At 62.3% G+C, this 16,168-nt stretch carries 13 protein-coding genes and 1 riboswitch; of the genes, 8 read left to right on the top strand and 5 right to left on the bottom strand.

All coding sequences use genetic code 11. The annotated features are described in order from the left end of the window. Positions 1-39: 39 nt before the first annotated feature. The 4 genes from G473_RS0115065 (at position 40) to G473_RS0115080 (ending at position 5,392) form a co-directional block, all read left to right on the top strand. Complete coding sequence (locus G473_RS0115065) at positions 40-1,980, top strand: alpha/beta hydrolase family protein (protein WP_029013781.1); 1,941 nt, start codon at positions 40-42, stop codon at positions 1,978-1,980. A 746-nt stretch (positions 1,981-2,726) separates the two neighbouring features. Beyond that, positions 2,727-4,109 (top strand): APC family permease, encoded by a 1,383-nt coding sequence (locus G473_RS27145; protein WP_051330321.1) that lies wholly within the window; start codon positions 2,727-2,729, stop codon positions 4,107-4,109. Further along, positions 4,106-4,924: an SAM-dependent methyltransferase gene (locus G473_RS0115075; protein WP_029013782.1), complete on the top strand. Its 819-nt coding sequence runs from the start codon at positions 4,106-4,108 to the stop codon at positions 4,922-4,924. The genes G473_RS27145 and G473_RS0115075 overlap by 4 nt, the downstream gene beginning before the upstream one ends. Positions 4,925-5,038: 114 nt before the next feature. After that, a complete protein-coding gene (locus tag G473_RS0115080) occupies positions 5,039-5,392 on the top strand; it encodes a DUF1428 domain-containing protein (protein WP_029013783.1) in 354 nt (117 codons plus the stop codon). 46 nt (positions 5,393-5,438) lie between these two features. Here the strand turns inward: G473_RS0115080 and G473_RS0115085 are convergent, their stop codons facing one another. From G473_RS0115085 to G473_RS0115100, 4 genes are all read right to left on the bottom strand, one after another. Then, a complete protein-coding gene (locus G473_RS0115085) occupies positions 5,439-6,905 on the bottom strand; it encodes a PepSY domain-containing protein (RefSeq protein WP_029013784.1) in 1,467 nt (488 codons plus the stop codon). Between the two features lie 38 nt (positions 6,906-6,943). Then, complete coding sequence (locus G473_RS0115090) at positions 6,944-8,929, bottom strand: TonB-dependent receptor plug domain-containing protein (protein WP_029013785.1); 1,986 nt, start codon at positions 8,927-8,929, stop codon at positions 6,944-6,946. A gap of 185 nt (positions 8,930-9,114) precedes the next feature. Then, a riboswitch (cobalamin riboswitch) is annotated at positions 9,115-9,360 on the bottom strand. A gap of 67 nt (positions 9,361-9,427) precedes the next feature. Continuing rightward, positions 9,428-10,456 carry a glycosyltransferase family 4 protein gene (locus tag G473_RS0115095; RefSeq protein ID WP_029013786.1) on the bottom strand — a complete coding sequence of 343 codons (1,029 nt, stop codon included), beginning with the start codon at positions 10,454-10,456 and terminating at the stop codon, positions 9,428-9,430. Beyond that, the gene (locus tag G473_RS0115100) at positions 10,453-11,238 is read right to left on the bottom strand and encodes a UDP-2,3-diacylglucosamine diphosphatase (RefSeq protein ID WP_029013787.1); all 786 of its coding nucleotides are present in this window, start codon (positions 11,236-11,238) and stop codon (positions 10,453-10,455) included. Before G473_RS0115100 ends, G473_RS0115095 begins: the two co-directional genes overlap by 4 nt. A gap of 191 nt (positions 11,239-11,429) precedes the next feature. Here G473_RS0115100 and G473_RS0115105 point away from each other — a divergent pair, with 191 nt between their 5' ends. Further along, positions 11,430-12,389 carry a diacylglycerol/lipid kinase family protein gene (locus G473_RS0115105; RefSeq protein ID WP_051330448.1) on the top strand — a complete coding sequence of 320 codons (960 nt, stop codon included), beginning with the start codon at positions 11,430-11,432 and terminating at the stop codon, positions 12,387-12,389. A gap of 29 nt (positions 12,390-12,418) precedes the next feature. Here the strand turns inward: G473_RS0115105 and G473_RS0115110 are convergent, their stop codons facing one another. Continuing rightward, positions 12,419-12,760, bottom strand: coding sequence for a hypothetical protein (locus G473_RS0115110; protein ID WP_035707453.1), 342 nt, complete (start codon positions 12,758-12,760; stop codon positions 12,419-12,421). Positions 12,761-13,138: 378 nt separating this feature from the next. Here G473_RS0115110 and G473_RS0115115 point away from each other — a divergent pair, with 378 nt between their 5' ends. From G473_RS0115115 to G473_RS0115125, 3 genes are read left to right on the top strand one after another with little or no spacing between them, the layout of a single operon-like run. Then, positions 13,139-13,699, top strand: coding sequence for a F0F1 ATP synthase subunit delta (locus G473_RS0115115; RefSeq protein ID WP_029013790.1), 561 nt, complete (start codon positions 13,139-13,141; stop codon positions 13,697-13,699). Beyond that, positions 13,699-15,228, top strand: a complete 1,530-nt coding sequence (gene atpA / locus G473_RS0115120) for a F0F1 ATP synthase subunit alpha (protein WP_029013791.1) — start codon at positions 13,699-13,701, stop codon at positions 15,226-15,228. The genes G473_RS0115115 and atpA overlap by 1 nt, the downstream gene beginning before the upstream one ends. Before the next feature lie 45 nt (positions 15,229-15,273). Then, complete coding sequence (locus G473_RS0115125) at positions 15,274-16,161, top strand: F0F1 ATP synthase subunit gamma (RefSeq protein WP_029013792.1); 888 nt, start codon at positions 15,274-15,276, stop codon at positions 16,159-16,161. Positions 16,162-16,168: the final 7 nt, after the last annotated feature.

Here is a 16,168-nt window from a genome sequence, read left to right on the forward strand (position 1 = left end):
CCTGATGAGTAGAACAGTCTTTGGGGAAAGGTGTCGGGTATGCGCTCCCTTCTGTCGGTTGGGGTTTTGATTGCCAGCTTGTGGATGATGCCGGCTGTCGCGGCCACGGTGCCAGTCACGCTTTATGCCCAGCCGCCAGAAATGGCGTCGGTGGAAATGTCACCCGATGGCAGCCATGTCGCCTATCTGGCGCCGCTGGGCGGGCGGCAGCATGTGGTGATCAACAAAACCCTCCCCGAGCCCGGCACCCGTCCCGCCGCCTTTGCCCCGCCGGATGAGGCGGAGATCATCGCCATTGATTGGGCGAATGATGAGCGTCTGATCCTCACCATCATGGCGACCGAACGGCTGGCAACCACTGCCGGCATGATGCCGATCCGGTTCATGCGCATGGTCGCCATCAATCGGGATGGCAGCAACGTCAAAGTTTTGCTGAATCGTGGCGCTAATGCCGGGAATTACTATGTTCAGCACACCCCAATATTGCAATATATTGACAATGAAAATGTTCTTGCACTATTTCCAACCAGCGGTCGCCCGGACCCGGATATTGTAAAGCTAAATATTTATACAGGGAGGTTCAACCGAGTTTCCCGCGGTTTACGCAATGCCAGCGGCTATCTTCCCGACCCGACTGGGGAGGTACGGATCGCCTATACCTATAATGACCGGTCAGGCGTGGCGTCCTTTCTGATGCGCGATGCGGGTGGCATGTACAAACCGATGCGCCGCAGCAATATCATCCGGGAAGGCCTTTTCAGCGTGTTGGGCTTCACGGCAGACGGCCAGAAGCTCTATGTCTCCACCCCGGACGAGCAGGGCCGCGATTCCATCTATCTCTACGATATGGAGAAGGATGAGATCGGGGAGAAGGTGCTGGGCGATGACCGGTATGATGTGGATGATGCCGTTCTTGAGCGGGGGGCGGTTGTCGCCTTTGACTGGGTGGATGATCTGCCCCGGCGGCACTGGATCGACCCCGCCCGCCAGCAGTTGCAAGATTTGTTAGACAAGGCGCTGCCGGACAGCCGGGAAATCATCGTTGATGCGTCCAAGGATGACCGGTTGATCCTTATCGCCAGCTATGCCACCAACCAACCCACCACCTATCGCCTGTTCAACCGTGAAACCAAGCAGTTCAGCCTGTTTGGCGATACCTATCCCAACCTGCCCCAGGATCTGGTCGCCACCCACCAGCCGGTCCAGTTCAAGGCCCGCGACGGGCTGGATATTCCAGCCTACCTGACCCTTCCCGTGGGCAGTGACGGACGCAATCTGCCTTTCATCATCATGCCCCATGGCGGGCCCTATGTCAGGGATACGGGCAGCTTTGACCGGTTGGCCCAGTTCCTGGCCAGCCGGGGCTATGGCGTGATCCAGCCAAATTTCCGGGGGTCCAGCGGTTATGGCACGGCCTTCCAGGCGGCCGGCTTCCGGCAATGGGGCGGGGTGATGCAGGATGATGTCACTGATGCGGCCCATTGGGTCATTTCCCAAGGCTATGCCGACCCGCAGCGCATGTGCATCCTGGGCTGGAGCTATGGCGGTTACGCCGCCCTGATGGGGGCGATCAAGACACCGGACCTGTTCAAATGCGCCGTCGCCACGGCGCCGGTCGCCAATATGGAACGGCTTTATGACGAGCTGGCCTGGATTCGCGCCAAGAACTACAACCGCGACCGCATCTTCGGCGAGGGGCCGGCGCAATTACTGGTCAATTCCCCCGTCCATCTGGCCGACCGCATCAAGGTGCCGGTGCTGCTGATTCATGGCGACCGTGACGCCCAGGCTTTCGTCCAGCATAGCCGCGACATGGACTCCGCCCTGCGCAAGGCCGGCAAACAGGTGGAATATGTTGAGATCAAGGGAATGGACCATTCCCCGCTCAATACCGCCGACATGCAGACGGTACTGGAAAATTGGGAACGGTTCCTGGCCGCCCATATCGGGGCTGGCACCACCGGGCATCAGGGCAATTAGCGTTTGTCAGGGATAGGCAGAAGCCCCTTTTTTCGTCATTCCCGCCTTCGCGGGAATGACGGTAGGAAAGCACCATTTGCTTTAGAGTCCGTCCGGAAAGTTTCACGTTATCTCAACGTCTTACACGTCTTATTTTTAAACGCTACCGTCACCCCGGCGAAGGCCGGGGTCCAGAATCACAGGCGCTTTGCTCTACGAACTGGACCCCGGCCTTCGCCGGGGTGACGGGATTAAAGCATTAACATGTTGATAAATAACGAAAATCTTCCGGACAGACACTTAGCCTAAATCTGACCGATTCCAAGCGAAGCCCTGGAGATTCCTGCACATATCTGAGTGATGCAGGCGGCCCTGTTCCGGGGCCGCCTTTTCCTAATTGCGAACCGTCAACCTGGAAGCCATTTCGATAACGTCCCGTGCAGGCTTCTCTTCATCCCAAATATCTGAAAACATGAAGTGGCATACCTCTATTAGAGATAGGTCCAGTCAGAAAGTGGTCAATTAAAGGATAAGAAGGAGTGCCGAATAAAGGGAATACGCCTTATATGGCATAAGGAATATTACTGTTAAGGGATTGTAGAGCATGAGTATATTGACATCTCCTGACATAAATTATCATCAGGGGCGGCATACTTTATCGGCTTCTGCATCCTAAATTCCTGTTGGTGCAGGCCGCTGGTGTGTTCAAGGCGAAATGCCTTGTGCGGTTCCCGTGGGCGTGCCGTCATGACCGATGAGGTTCCCGTATGCCGTCCCAAGCCCGTGCCGAGCCCCAATCATCGCTGTCCGTCTTCGACGCGGTGACCATCATGGTGGGGCTGGTGCTGGGGATCGGCATCTTCCGTGCCCCTTCCATTGTGGCGGCCAATGTGGGGACGGAGTTCAGCTTCATCGCCGTCTGGGTCGCAGGCGGTGTCATCACCCTGGTGGGGGCGCTTTGTTATGCCGAGCTTTCCGCCGCGCATCCCCATGCCGGGGGGGAATATCATTTCCTGTCCCGGGCCTATGGCAAGCGGGTGGCGATGCTGTTCGGCTGGGCGCGCTGCGGTGTCATCCAGGCCGGTGCCATTGCCGGTGTGGCCTTTCTGCTGGGCGATTATGCCGGCGCGGTTTTCCCGCTGGGGCCGCACGGGTCGGCGCTTTATGCGGCAATCGCCATCATCCTTCTGACCGGGGTCAATGTCATTGGCACGGTCCAGGGCAAACGGCTTCAGGTCATTGTCACCTTGATCGAGATCGTGGCCATCGTCGCCATTATCGGTTTCGGCTTTTTCAGTTCAGCCGAACCGCCGGCTGTTCCCCGGCCGGTCGCGCCGGAAACCGCGGCCCTGGGCATGGCGATGATCTTCGTGCTGCTGACCTATGGCGGCTGGAACGAGGCCGCCTATCTGACGGGTGAGTTGGAAAACGCGCCCCACAATATCGCCAAGGTGCTGGTTCTGGGCACGGCCATCCTGGTGGCGCTGTATGTGCTGGCCAATATGGCGCTCCTGTCCATCCTGGGACTGGAGGGGCTGCGCGCGTCCGACACGGTGGTGGCGGATATGATGCGGCTGGCAGCCGGGCCGTCCGGGGCCATGATTGTCAGCCTCGGCATCGTGGTTGCCGGTATCTCCACCCTGAACGCCACCATCTTCACCGGGGGGCGCATCTATTTCGCCATGGCGCGGGATCTGACCCTGCTGCCGCGGGTGGGGGAATGGAATGCGCGGGGCAAGAATCCGGTCAACGGGTTGATCCTGCAGGCCGTCCTGTCCCTGGTTCTGGTGGCGCTGGGCGCTACCACGCCGGACGGATTCAAGGCCATGGTGGATTATACCGCCCCTGTCTTCTGGGGCTTCCTGCTGCTGGTCGGGCTGGCCCTGTTCATGCTGCGCTGGCGGGAACCGGACCGGCCGCTGCCCTACCGGGTGCCGCTCTACCCGCTGACCCCGATCCTGTTCTGCCTGACCTGTGCCTACATGCTCCATGCCAGCATCGTCTATACCGGCATGTCGGCGCTGCTGGGCCTTGCCGTGCTGGCGGCGGGCACCCCCCTTCTGCTGTTCCGCCGCCGCGAGGGCGGGGTGGGGCAGCCTGATCCCGGTCTGATCACTCCCCCCTCCAACCAGAAGAGAGACCTGACATGACCCTTCTCCCCCGGCTTGCCCTTGCCAGCGCCATCTCTCTGTTCGCTTTCGGCCCCGCCCTGGCCGATACGCCGCCGGCCAACAATTACACCCCCAGTTCCGGCCAGGCGGGCAAGGATGTTGTCTGGGTGCCGACGCCGCAGGCGCTGGTGGACCGGATGCTGGAAATGGCCGAACTGACCGACCAGGATTACCTGATCGACCTTGGCTCCGGCGATGGGCGTACCGTGATCACCGCCGCCAAGCGCGGCGCGCGGGCGCATGGCATTGAATATAATCCCGACATGGTGGCCCTGTCGCAGCGGGCGGCCAAGATTGAGGGCGTGGCCGAGCGCGCCACGTTCGAGAAGGCGGATATCTTTGAGTCCGATTTCTCCAAGGCCACCATCATCACCCTGTTCCTGCTGCCGGACCTGAATGTGCGGCTGCGCCCGACCCTGCTGAAAATGAAGCCCGGCACCCGTGTCCTCTCCAACTCCTTCGATATGGGGGACTGGCTGCCGGATGCGCGGGCCGAAGCCGGCGGTGATTGCGTCAGCTATTGCGAGGCGCTGAAATGGATCATCCCCGCCAAGGTGGATGGGCGCTGGCGCCTGGAAAATGGTGAGTTGCGCCTGGACCAGACCTATCAGATGCTGGCCGGCAACCTGCGCCGCGATGGCAAGACCCTGGCAATCAGCGATGCCCGGATGAACGGGGCGGAGATCAGCTTCTTCGTTGACGGCAAGCGCTATACCGGCACCGTGGATGAGACGGGCAAGAAGATCAGCGGCCAGATCGAAGGGGGCGGTACCTGGACGGCATCGCGCGCCTGACAGGCCCTGTTGAAGGGAAAAATCGGGCAGGGCGGATTTTTTTGATCTGCCCTGTCGGCTGCGGGTGTCCTGCTGCGTCCTTGGTTCATTAACCAATCGGAAGGAGGAAATGCCATGCCCTATGTTGACGGTTTCATCCTGGCAGTGCCCAAGGCGAATATGGATGCCTATAAGGAAATGGCCCGCGTCGCGTCCGAAGTGTGGATGGAGAAGGGCGCCCTCTCCTATGTCGAGGCGGTGGGCGATGATGTGCCCTATGGGGAGCTGACCTCTTTCCCCCGGTCCGTCCAGGCTACGGCGGATGAAGTGGTGGTCTTCGCCTGGATCACCTACGCTTCCCGCGCGGACCGGGACCGGATCAATGCCGAGGTGATGGAAGATCCCCGCATCAAGGGTTCCTTCACCGAAATGCCATTCGACGGCAAGCGCATGATCTATGGCGGGTTTGAGAGCTTCATCGTGAAATAGGCATGAGTGTCGGCGGCGCCGGGTTGTTTCCCCGCGCCGCCGATCTTCATTTCCGGCGCCGTGAACGAAGGTCACGCCGCAGCCGACGGATGCCCATCCAGGTCCCGGTAGCGCACACCAGCGTCACCGCCGCCAGCAAGGGCAGGATGATCAGATCCCAGAGCGGGCGGGCCCGCATCCAGGCAAAATCCAGACTGTGCAAACCATCCTGCCACCAGCGGAAGGCCCGTGCCGGCCCATCCACGGCGCGCAGAAGCTGGCCGCTCTCGGCATCAATATAAAGCCGTGTCTGGTCGGCATCCGCCAGGATGGCCCGGTAGACCGGCAGCCGGATGGGGAATTTGTGGCTGTAATAATAATCATCCGGACCCTGCATCAGCGCCAGTTCTGCCACAGGCCCCAGCCCGGCCAGGGCCGCGGCCAGATCAGTTTGCTGTAACGGGGCCGCGTGCCCCTGCGCGTCAAACCGTTGCTGGATGCCGTTCCCCGTCCGGATGGTGAGGTAGAGGCGCCCGTCCAGCGGGGTTGCCTCCATCTCCACCGTATCCGGGGGCAAGGGCAGGGTAGGGGCGATGGCCAGCATCCGGGCAATGTCGGCCCCGCTGATCCCGCCGGCCAGCCGCGCCCGCCACAGGCCGCCCGCCGTACTGTCCAGCAGGCCCCAGGGGTTCATGGACAGCAGGCCTGACAGAACCCAGGTCAGGGTCAGCACGCCTGCCGTCAGCCCCGTGATATGGTGCCAGCGCCACAGCCCGCGATAGGGGATGGACAGGCTGCCATCCCGCCGGCGCAGGCGCTGTATGCCCACCACCAACCCGGTGATGGTCAGAAAACACCCGGCCAGCGACAACCAGATCACCACCTGCGCCCATAAGGCCGTATCCTGGCGCAGCAGCGTCGGGTACAGCCAGTGCGGCACAGCCCCCAGCCAGCCCCAGAACCGTTCATGGGCCGTGGTCTGCTGCACCACCTCGCCGCTGGCGGCGGCAATATAGATCACCGTGCCAGCATCATCATCAAAGGGCACACGGTAAAGCGGCTGGTGCCGCCTGGCATTCTGCACCGTCCATTGATCCTGGATGATCTGTTCAGGCTGCCCGGCATCGCCCTGAACACCGATTCGTTCGGCAAAATTCTGGGCCAGCATGCGCACCCTTTCGGGTTCAAGTGCTTCCGGCTGGCGACCCGTGTTCAGGTCGGTCAGCAGCGGCATGGCGCGGGCCTGTTCGGCATTGCGCAGCCGGCCAGGATCGCTGGCCGGGCGCAGGCGCAGCACCGGGTTGCCGTCCCGCATCTCAATCCGGGCTGCCGCCCATTCCGCCCCCTCTGCCAGCCCCGCCGGCGCGGTGCAGCAGGCGGACAGGTCCAGCGGTGCCAGCCCCTGCAACCGCTCTGCCGGCAGCAGGCGGGGATAATCGACATACAGCATGACGAAGCCGGACAGGCACCAGACCGTCATGACCAGCCCCAGCACCACCCCCAGCCAGCGGTGGGCGAACAGGATCGACCGCATCGCGGTCGATCCCCCGTTCCGGGCTTTGGCAAAGGCCATCAGAAGCTGACGCCGTAATTGACATGCAGCGTGCGCGGCACGCCCCGGTTGGCATAGAGGAAGCGCTGGCTGCTGCCGTCAATCAGGGCTGATCCCAGGCGGGTTGCATATTCCTTGCCCGTGGCGTTCTCCAGCCGCAGGCCCAGCCGGTGCCGCCTGTCCGCCCCATCCAGATAGAGATGCAGTCCCAGATCCAGGATGACGTAATCGCCATAGCTTTGCCGACCGAAGCCGCTGACGGTCTGCCAGCTTTTGCCCACCCAGTTCAGCGCCAGATTGGCCCCCAGCGGCCTGTCCGCCGGTTCGTAATAAAGTGATGTCTTGCCGAAATGCTTGGGTGTGCGGTCGCGCTGGCGGTCAGATCCCTGGTCGCGGGCGCGGGTGATGGTATAGCTGGCGCCGGCCCGCCAATCATCCCCCAGTTGGGCGTTGAGCTGGAACTCCCCGCCGCGCACCGTCACCTTCTCATCAACATTGATGTAGATGCCGTCGGGAAAGGCGGGGTTGCTGTAATCATCGGTGATCAGATTGTCGATATCACGGGCAAAGAAGGTGGCCTGCCAGGACAGGGCCGCCAGTCCCGGTGCCTCCCCGCCAACGGACAGATTGATCGACCGGCTTTCCTCCGCTTCCAGATCGGGGTTGCCGCGTGCGCAGCACGGGTCGATGCCGAACAGCTTTTCCGCATCCGGCAGCAGGAAGGACGTGCCACCCACCCCTTCCACATACAGCGCGTCGGAGATCGTGTAGCGACCGCTGACATTCCAGACCGTGGTCTCCGATCCCTCGCTGATATTGTGGCGCAGGCCGGCGGCCAGCTTCAGCTTTTTGGAGAAATCATCGTCGGTACGGATCTGCAGGATGCCGGCATGGACCTGTTCTGTCTTGCCGTCGATCAACAGCACCTCGTCCCGGCCTTTGAAATTCTGGAAATCATAGCCCAGCAGATAATCCAGCCCCTGATGGGGATGCAGCTTCACCACCCCGTTCAGGCCGTAATCCTGATAGCCCCAATAGGTGCCGGGGGGATAAACCACTACCTCCGCGCCTGTCACCGGGTTGTTCTGGATATTGGCGTAAGTCGTGTCCCAATCATGGAAATAGCCCTTCAGGAAGAACTGGGCGATCCCGGTGGGCGTATAATCCAGGCGCAGGCTGGCAATTTCCTCGTCCCGGCGGTTATAGCTGCGCTTGGTCACGCGGGGCTGGATATTGTCCAGCGTCGCATCGGTGTGCTGGTATTGCAGGTCCAGGCGCAGATCTTCGGCCAGATCGATCCGGTACTTGGCGCCGATGGATTGCACATCATAGCTCTGCCTGGTGTCGGTGGCGCTGGGCTGAACCACGCTGAAGGGGCGGTAGCCATCCGCCTTGTCCTTGGTGCCATAGACCACCAGCTTGTGCGGCCCCATGGCACCACGGGCATAGCCATCCACATGCCAGCCGCCCCGGCTGTCGCCGCCGGCATTGATCTGCCCGTCTGGCGTGTCGGAAAAGCCGCGTGTGACGACATTGACGGCACCCGCCGCCGCCTGGGTGCCGTAGAACAGGCTTTGCCCACCCTTCAGCACCTCGATCCGCTCCACCATGCTGGCCGGCAATGTGTCGACCGGGGTGGTGGAATTATACAGCCGGTTATTGATGCGCACCCCATCCACCAGCCACAGCACATCCTGCGTGCGGGAGCCTTGCAGCGAGACATCGATATAGGAGAAGGGGCCGCTGCGCGGGGCGATATGCAGGCCCGGCGTCAGCATCTGAAGTGTTTGGGACACGTCGCGAAAGCCGCCATCGCGGATTTGCTTGTCGGTCACCGTCTCTACATCGCTGCCATAAGCAGCCAGTTCCTGGGGCAGGGTTTCCTCCAGGGACCGGGCAGTGACGATGATTTCCGCTTCCATGACGGGGGCGGTGGTGGCGGCAGCCGGCAGCGCCGCCAGCATGGTTGTGGCGGCAAGCCGGAAACGCAGGGAAATCGACATCATTACAACTCAACCGTCAGCGTCAGTCGATTTGACGGGAGCGTCCGCGCGAACGGTCGGGCACGCCGACAGGCGGACGCCCTTATCATCAAGGCGCCCGTCGGCATGGTCCGATGCGGCTCCCGCCGCTCGTTCGTCGCTCAAGACGAGAGTAAACCCGTGCCCCGGCCAACCCCTGAGCCAAAGCAGAGAGCGACACGCCGCCGGTCGGTCTCCTGGCTCACGGGTCCTCGCATGGCCTGCACCTTCCCAGATCGGCCCCATCAGGGCCTTTCCAGTGGTTGCGGAGGTATAGCCCCCGCCCGCAGGTCACACTCGCCGCTTACAGTTACAGGGATAGCCTCAGATTAGGATCAGTTGACCCGCACTGCGTTCCCGGTACCGGCGCGTTGATGGATGGTGTGGTTAACACCACCGCAGACAGGGATAATCGAAACATTATTTACGGGCAATGTCCGAATGTTGCGTTTCGCTAGGGGGTGATGTGCGTTCCTTGCCCCGTTATGCTGCCTGATCGGCCAGCCCCTCCGGTGTGAAGGGGCGCAGATTGGCCAGAAACTGACGGGCGCAGGCCTGCCAGGAGAAGGTCAGCGCATGGTCGCGGCAGATCACCGGGCTGATCCCCACCGCTTTCAGGCAGGCGGTGCGCAGATCGGTATCCAGCACGCCCGCGGGGCTGTCGGCAATGACATCCAGCGGTCCCGGCACAGGGAAGGCCGCCACCGGCAGGCCGCTGGCCAGCGCTTCCAGCAGCACCAGCCCGAACGTGTCGGTGCGCGACGGGAAGACGAAGACATCGGCGGCAGCATAATGCCGGGCCAGTTCCTCGCCATGCTTGGCACCAACAAAGGTGACGCCAGGATATTTCGCCTGCAATTCAGCCCTCTGCGGCCCGTCGCCGACAACGACCTTGGAGCCCGGCAGGTCCAGCGACAGGAAGGCCTCGATATTCTTTTCCACCGCCACCCGACCGACCGACAGGAAAATGGGGCGGGGCAGATGGTCGAACAGGCTTTTCTCACGCGGGCGGAACAGGTCCGTATCCACCCCGCGCGACCAGCGGCGGATATTGGTGAAGCCTCGGCTCACCAGATCGGCCTCGATACTGGCCGTCGCCACCATCACCGAATGGGCCGGTGAATGGAACCGCCGGACGAAGGCATAGGACAGGCGCAGTGGCACCGGGGCCCGGTCGCGCACATATTCCGGAAAACGGGTGTGATAGGCGGTGGTAAAGGGCAGGCCGCGCTTCAGGCAATAACGCCGTGCGGCAAAGCCCAGCGGCCCTTCAGTGGCGATATGGATCGCGTCGGGCTTGGCATCGTCGATCATCTGCCGCAGCCGCCGGCCCGGTGCCAGGGCCAGCCGGATTTCCGGATATGTCGGCATGGGCACGGTGCGGAACCGGTCAGGTGCAATCACCTCCACCTTATGGCCCAGCCGTTCCAGTTCGGCCCGCGTCGTCGTCAGGGTGCGGACGACGCCGTTGACCTGCGGATGCCAGGCATCCGTCACGATCACCAGCTTCACGCTGCCGCCTTCAGGGCCGTGCGGGAGGCGACAATATCCGCCCAGCGCAGGATTTCCAGCCGCCCATCCGGATGCTCGACCAAAGCGGTGCATGATTCGACCCAATCCCCGTCATTGACATAGAGAACGCCGTCCATGTCGCGCATCTCGGCATGGTGAATATGGCCACAGATGACGCCATCGACCTGCCGCCGCCGCGCCTCGTCGGTCAGTGCGGTTTCGTAATCACCGATGAATTCCACGGCTTTTTTGGTCTTGTGCTTCAGATAGGCGGACAGCGACCAGTAAGGGAAACCCAGCTTGCGCCGGACCTTGTTCACCGCCGTGTTCAGCCACAGCAGGAAGGTGTAGGCACTGTCGCCCACGAAGGCCAACCACTTGGCATAGCGCACCACGGCGTCGAACTGGTCGCCATGGATTACCAGATAGCGCTTGCCGTCGGCGGCGGTATGCACCGTATCCTCAAGGATCGTTACGCCACCGAACTGAAGCCCGATATATTCCCGGAACGCTTCGTCGTGGTTGCCGGGGATCAGGAAGACCTGGGCCCCCTTGCGGGCGCGGCGCAGGATTTTCTGCACCACGTCATTGTGGCTTTGCGGCCAGTACCAGCTTTTCTTCAGCCGCCAGCCATCCACAATATCGCCAACCAGATAGAGCCGGTCGGATTCTGTATGTTTCAGGAAATCCAGCAGCATGTCAGCCTGACAGCCGCGCGTGCCCAGATGGATGTCGGAAATCCAGATGGCACGATACCGCGTCACCTCTTCGTCGCCCAGCATGACTGCCCCCACTTGCCGGTCAAACTGTGAACGGACATGATGGAAAGTCGTCGCTATATTATTGTCATGCGACAAGACTAGCCATCACGCCTGCAATGGGCCTATATCGCTTAACAGGAATTTCTGCCACCCGACTTACGGTGAAAAACCCTATGTTCCTGAAAACGTCTTCAGACAGTCATGATGGATACATGGGTTTGTCATCCGATATTCACGAAACTCCGGGATCGGACTTGCCGGTGACGGGCAGGCGGCTGGTGGTGATCTTCAATCCCGTGGCGGGAAGCCGCCGTCCCGGCTTTCTCGACGTCGTCGCGGCGGCGGCGCGGGCGGAAGGGGCCGGACTCGAAATCTGGGAAACCGGGGCCGCCGGCGATGCGGAGCGCATGGCCATGGAATGTGCCTGTGCCGGCCGGGCGGATGTCGTGGTCGCGGCCGGCGGGGATGGCACCATCAACGAGGTGGTGAACGGTCTGGCTGCCGCCAGCCGCAAGGGGGCCAGGGCCTGTGCGTTGGGCATCATCCCGCTGGGCACGGCCAATGTGCTGGCGCATGAACTGGGGTTGTCATTCCGCGCCGGGGCTCTAGGCCGTTTGCTCGCCACCGGCGCGGCTGTCGCCGTACGGGCCGGGCAGGCCAATGGCCGCCTGTTCACCATGATGGCCGGGGTGGGCATGGATGCCCGTGTTGTGGCCGGCATTGACCCGGCGGTGAAACGCCGGTTGGGCAAGGGCGCCTATGCGCTGGGCTCCCTGCGGGAGATCATGCAGGGGCCGGGGCTGGATTACCGCGTGGCGGTCACATCACCGGATGGCACGGTCAGCCATCATAAGGCGGCAAGCTGCATCATCTGCAATGGTCACTATTATGGCGGCACCTTCGTGCTGGCCCCGCAGGCACGGCTGAGCGATGCCGCCTTCCAGGTGGTGCTGTTCCAGCGGCCGGGCCGGATGGCAGCCCTATCCTATGCCGCCGCGATGGTCCTTGGCACAATCCCGCGCCGGCGGGATGTAACGATCCTGCCGGCACTAGCGGTTTCGGTGGAGGGGCCGGCGGCGGAACCGGTGCAGGGGGATGGTGACATCATTGCCCATCTGCCCCTGACCGTCGCGCTGGTGGGCGGTATTTTGCCCGTCCTGGCGCCGTCCTGATCCCTATCCTTATATAGTATGCGCGCGGCTCAGCCGGCTTCCTGGTCCAGCCGCTTGGGCGTGGGGTTGCGGTCGCGGAAATTGTCCCAGACGGACAGGCATTCATCCGCCGTGTTGCCCACGCCGATCTCATGCCAGCCGCGCCGGTCGTTGAAGCACAGATGATATTGGCCCTGGCGGTCACGCTCGAACCGGAAGGCCGGGCGATCCAAACCGGGGAAGCGGACCAGGATGCGGTCATGGTCGCGGCCGGTTTCCCGCATTGTCGGCTCCCACAGGCCCCGACGCACCTTGTCGTCCGCCAGGCGGTTCCAGACCGCAAGGTCGCCGGGGGTGAAGCGCGCGATGGAGAAGGGAATGACGAGGCCCATGATTGCACCACGAGAAAAGGTGTGTTCGATGAGCACACGTTCGCGCCAGGACAGTTAAGGGCGACTTAACCGCTCCCGACACGTTCGGATAGTGGACCTAGGTATAGGGTGTGCGTCACGGACAAGGCAGATGTCAATTTTCGCATCTGCACAACATATCGCGCTGCTACAGGCTGATTATGGCCCGGCACCGCGCTTTTTCAGGTGGGGGCGGTGCAAAACCGCATACCCCCAATCCATGCCGGTCCTGTTGCGTAGGGGCGGGGCCTGTGTTACATGCACGCTCGCTCGACACCGGAGGGCCCTCTTCCGGTAAGGCGGCTTATTGCTAATATCCTGAAATTATTCAGGGTCCACGGACACAACCGGGGTTACCAGGTGGCAACCGAAGGGACTGGCGTCTCCGAACTCGCCTCTCGCTATGCGAGCGCCTTGTTCGATCTCGCAGATGGGCAGCAGGCCCTGGACCAAACGGCCCAGGATCTCTCGCTCGTCAAGGCTCTGCTTGTTGAAAGCGCGGATCTCCGCCGCTTGATCAGCAACCCGCTGCTCGCCTCTGGCGATCAGGAACGCGCATTTGAAGCGGTCCTGGTTGCTGCTGGCGTGGGTGAGCTTGTGCGCAAATTTATCGGGCTCGTCGCGCGCAACCGCCGACTGGCGACGTTGCCGGGCATGATCGAAGGCTTCTTGGCCGAGATCGCCCGCCGTCGTGGTGAGTCCACCGCCCGCGTCACGGTCGCGCAGCCCTTGACCGATGAGCAATGGGCCGCGCTGGCCGCTGCGATCGACAAGAGCGCCGGCGGCAAGGTCAAGCTCGACGTCCGGGTCGATCCCTCGCTGATTGGCGGCATGATCGTCAAGGTCGGCTCCCGCATGGTCGATAGCTCCGTGCGCACCAAACTGAACAAGCTGAAACTCGCCATGAAAGGGGTTGGATAATGGAAATCCGCGCCGCTGAGATTTCCGCGATCCTGAAGCAGCAGATCGCGAACTTCGGCACCGAAGCCGATGTCGCCGAGGTTGGCCAGGTGCTGTCGATTGGCGACGGCGTCGCGCGTGTCCATGGTCTGGACAATGTGCAGGCCGGCGAGATGGTCGAATTCCCGGGCGGGGTCAAGGGCATGGCCCTGAACCTCGAGTCCGACAATGTCGGCGTCGTGATTTTCGGTTCCGACCGTGAGATCAAGGAAGGCGACACCGTCAAGCGCACCGGCGCCATCGTGGAAGTCCCCGTTGGCCGTGGCCTGCTGGGCCGCGTGGTTGACGGTCTGGGCAACCCGATCGACGGCAAGGGCCCGCTGACCGACGTTGTCCGTCAGCGCGTGGAAGTGAAGGCTCCCGGCATCATCCCGCGTAAGTCGGTGCATGAGCCGATGCAGACCGGCCTGAAGGCGATTGACGCCCTGGTTCCGGTGGGCCGTGGCCAGCGCGAGCTGATCATCGGTGACCGCCAGACCGGCAAGACCGCCATCGCGCTGGACACCTTCATCAACCAGAAGCCGATCAACAAGGGCGACGACGAGTCGAAGAAGCTGTACTGCATCTATGTTGCGGTCGGCCAGAAGCGCTCCACCGTCGCGCAGATCGTGAAGACCCTGGAAGAAAACGGCGCGATGGAATACTCCATCGTTGTCGCCGCCACCGCTTCGGAGCCGGCGCCGCTGCAGTTCCTGGCCCCCTATACGGGTGCGGCCATGGGCGAATTCTTCCGCGACAACGCCATGCACGCCCTGATCGTGTACGATGACCTGTCCAAGCAGGCCGTCGCCTACCGTCAGATGTCGCTGCTGCTGCGTCGTCCGCCGGGTCGTGAAGCCTATCCCGGCGACGTGTTCTATCTGCACAGCCGTCTGCTGGAACGCGCCGCCAAGATGAATGACGAGCAGGGCGCTGGCTCGCTGACCGCTCTGCCGGTCATCGAAACCCAGGCCGGCGACGTGTCCGCCTACATTCCGACCAACGTGATTTCGATCACCGACGGTCAGATCTTCCTGGAAACCGGTCTGTTCTATCGCGGTATCCGCCCGGCCATCAACGTGGGTCTGTCTGTGTCCCGCGTCGGTTCCGCCGCGCAGATCAAGGCGATGAAGCAGGTTGCCGGCACCATCAAGCTGGAACTGGCCCAGTATCGTGAAATGGCTGCCTTCGCGCAGTTCGCTTCCGATCTGGATGCCTCGACCCAGCGTCTGCTGAACCGCGGTGCGCGCCTGACGGAGCTGCTGAAGCAGCCCCAGTTCAGCCCGCTGCCGGTGGAAGAGCAGGTTGTGTCGATCTTCGCCGGTGTGAAGGGCTACCTGGACAAGGTGAAGACTGAGGATGTGAGCCGCTTTGAGGCCCGCTTCCTGAGCGAGATCCGCGCCAAGGGTGCCGACATCCTGACCGCGATCCGTACCGAGAAGGCGATTTCCAAGGGGACCGAGGACAAGCTGAAGGCTTTCCTCGAGAATTTCTCCAAGGCTTTCGCCTGATCCAACAGTCCCGATCGAACGGGTCTTTGAAAGCGTAGGGCCGTTATGCCGAGCTTGAAGGACATCCGAAACCGGATCACCAGCGTCAAGTCGACGCAAAAGATCACCTCCGCCCTGAAGATGGTCGCGGCCAGCAAGCTGCGCCGCGCCCAGGAGCAGGCGGAGGCTGGCCGGCCCTATGCGGAGCGTATGGGCCGCATGCTGGCTTCGCTTGCTGCCAATGTGGCGGGTAGCCTGGAGGCTCCCCGTCTCATGGTGGGCACGGGCGAGGACAAGGTGCATCTGCTGGTGGTCATGACGGCCGACCGCGGTCTGGCCGGTGGTTTCAACAGCTCCATCGTCCGCGCCACCAAGCGGACGATCCAGTCCTTGCAGGCGCAGGGCAAGACCGTGAAGCTCCTGTGCGTGGGCCGCAAGGGCCGCGACCTGCTGCGTCGCGAGTTTCCCTCCCTGATCGTCGCGTCGTTCGAGGATGTGGGCAAGAAGCGCCTCTCCTTCGCCGATGCCGATATGGTGACGAACAAGCTGCTTGAACTGTTTGATACGGGCGCGTTCGACGTTGCCACGATCGTTTACAACAAGTTCAAGTCGGCCATGACGCAGGAGGTTACGCTCCAGCAGGTCATCCCGTTCGCGGCACCGGAAGTGTCGAACGATGCGGGTGAGGTCGCCGGCCGGTCGGTTTACGAGTTTGAACCGACCGAAGAAGCGATCCTGACCGACCTGCTGCCGCGTAATCTTGCCATCCAGGTCTATTCCGCCCTGTTGGAGAGCGCAGCCTCCTTCTTCGGCGCGCAGATGACCGCGATGGACAGTGCCACGCGCAATGCCGGCGAAATGATCAAGAAGTACACGCTGATCTACAACCGTACCCGCCAGGCCTCGATCACCAAGGAGTTGATCGAGATCATTTCCGGCGCGGAAGCGGTTTAAGGTCTGT

This window comes from Niveispirillum irakense DSM 11586 (assembly GCF_000429645.1).
In the GTDB taxonomy this organism is placed as follows: Bacteria; Pseudomonadota; Alphaproteobacteria; order Azospirillales; family Azospirillaceae; genus Niveispirillum; species Niveispirillum irakense.